We start from the raw sequence: 1542 nt of genomic DNA, 5'->3' as shown, positions 1-1542 counted from the left end.
ACGAACGAGGCTCAATCGCCACCGAATCCGCAGAAGCGCATCAGTGGCAAGCAGCGCAAGGCGACATTGGAGGAGTATCAGCAGACCTTCCTCCAAGTTCCAAGGATTGACGACCGCAAGCCAGTCTTCGTCAGTTCCGATGTACGAGACCGTCTTGATCGTGTCGTCCGCATCCTCGGAGGGAGACGCATGAGCGTATCGGGCATCATCGAGAACATCGTGCGCCACCACCTAAGCCTTTATGAAGAGGACTTCGAGGCTTGGCGCAAATTGTGAGAATTAAGGTCTGCGACCTTGGACGTGGATAGCTGAAAGGCTGTAGTTCCAACTAACGTGTTCTGAGAGGGAGCGAGGTTATGTTTTGGGAACCCCAAAACGCCTCGCTCCACCATGAGGGCGGAGGAATTTTGCTCCCAACGGTCGCAGAAAGTAAGTGTACCAACTGTAAACAGTATATCGAATGACAAGCATACAGGAACAGGACAGGAGAAAGGGCGGAAGACCGCCCACAGGCAGGATTCACAAGCTGTCGAAGTCTGTCACGGTGAAGTTCTCGAAGCCAAGCTACGAGGCATTGAGACTGAGGGCGAGAAAAGCCAACCGCAAGTTGGCGGAGTATATACGAGAGTCCGCCTTGAACGGCGAGGTGGTGAGCGGACACAACACAGAGACGGTAGCCATCGCCAAGAATCTCATTGGCATGGCGAACAACCTCAACCAACTTACCAAGCTGTCGCATCAGAGAGGTTTCCATGAAACCCATGTATATGTGGTGGACTTGTTGAGAAGATTGAAAGAAATCCTTGGCGAGTATCGCCAAGCGAATCCAAAATCGAAGCCATGCAGAATGGGCAGAAAGGAGGATACCACATGATAGGCAAGCTAAAGAAGGGCAGCTCTTTTGCTGGTTGCATCCGCTATGTTACAGGCAAGGACGAGGCGAAAATCCTTGCCTCGGATGGTGTGTTACTCGGTACGAATGCCGAGATGGCTCAAAGTTTTGAGCTACAGAGGCAGCTAAATCCAAGGATTAAGAAGCCTGTGGGACACATTGCATTGAGCTTCAAACCAGAGGATAAGCCACGTTTGACGGATGAGTTTATGGCTAAAATTGCCATTGAATACATGCAGATGATGGGCATCACCGATACCCAATTCATCATCGTAAGGCATCACAACACGGACAATCCACATTGTCATGTCGTGTACAACCGTATCAATAACGAGGGCAAGCTCTTATCAGATAGGAATGATTACAGGCGTAATGAGCAAGTGACCAAAGCTCTAAAATCCAAGTATGGATTGACTTACGGAACTGACAAGAGCAAGACTAACACTCGCAAATTGCGCAATGTCGAGCGAGCGAAATATGAGATTCACAATGCCGTCAAGGATGCATTGGAAGTCGCAGATAGTTGGCAGAAGTTCAAGAATGAACTTGCAAAACGAGGTGTTCTCTTGGAACTTGTCTATAAGGATAAAAAACGAACCAAGGTTCAAGGCATCCGTTTCTGCAAGGATGGATATAGCTTCAAGGGTACG

The 1542-nt window shown here is 49.1% G+C and carries 3 protein-coding genes; all 3 read left to right on the top strand.

Features of this window, described 5'->3' with window-relative positions; all coding sequences use genetic code 11:
- On the top strand, positions 1–276 hold a 276-nt coding region (locus F7D73_RS08455), incomplete at its 5' end, for a DUF3408 domain-containing protein (protein ID WP_153123854.1).
- Between the two features lie 184 nt (positions 277–460).
- Entirely contained in the window at positions 461–874 is a 414-nt protein-coding gene (locus F7D73_RS08450; RefSeq protein WP_153123852.1) for a plasmid mobilization protein, read from the top strand.
- Positions 871–1542, top strand: a 672-nt coding sequence (locus tag F7D73_RS08445; RefSeq protein ID WP_153123851.1) for a relaxase/mobilization nuclease domain-containing protein, incomplete at its 3' end; no start/stop codon positions are given. The genes F7D73_RS08450 and F7D73_RS08445, both read left to right, overlap by 4 nt.

Source organism: Segatella copri (assembly GCF_009494395.1).
GTDB lineage: Bacteria > Bacteroidota > Bacteroidia > Bacteroidales > Bacteroidaceae > Prevotella.
Note: the sequence above shows the minus strand (reverse complement) of the source record. Positions and strands in the feature narration are given on the sequence as shown.

Coding starts and splice junctions, on each gene's coding strand:
- F7D73_RS08450 (WP_153123852.1), top strand. CDS start 461: ATGACAAGCATACAGGAACAGGACAGGAGAAAGGGCGGAAGACCGCCC.